The sequence below is a fragment of the Elizabethkingia argenteiflava genome (genome assembly GCF_009904105.1).
Lineage (GTDB): Bacteria > Bacteroidota > Bacteroidia > Flavobacteriales > Weeksellaceae > Elizabethkingia > Elizabethkingia argenteiflava.
The window spans coordinates 1-450 of record NZ_JAAABJ010000681.1 but is presented as its reverse complement, the minus strand read 5'-3'; the positions used below and the strand labels follow the sequence as shown (position 1 = coordinate 450).

1 protein-coding gene is annotated in these 450 nt (G+C 34.9%); it reads right to left on the bottom strand.

From position 1 onward, the window contains the following. Positions 1 to 450 (bottom strand): IS1 family transposase (locus GNY06_RS13160; protein ID WP_166520510.1); only part of this gene is annotated, 450 nt, incomplete at both ends.

Sequence of the window (450 nt, the reverse complement as noted above, 5' to 3'; positions counted from 1 at the left end):
TTCTCATTCTTGCTAAAAAATGCCCAAACAAACTATTATAAGCTTCTACGGTGAATGTTTCTGATTTTGTCTGAAGATGCTTCTCTTTAGGAACAATGCTTTGGTAGCTTTTCCAGTGATCACTTGCTATCTTCTCCATTTTGTGTTGTTTTATTGTTTCCCAAAACTCTTCTGCGGTTTGATGGCTTCTGCCACCAATAACGAAATTGATGAATCTTTTTCCAAATCTATCAACAGCAATCCAGATCCAACAGTTTTTTTTATTCCCTATATAACTGTGCATTTCATCTAACTCTACCACTTTTATTTCCTTAGATTCACATTGCAATGATTGTATTTCTTGACCGAAACTACGAATCCAATTCAAAATAGTGACATTGCTAACATCTAAAATCCTGCCGATTGATCTAAAGCCCAAGCCTTCAAGATAAAGTTGAAGCGCTTTTTTTT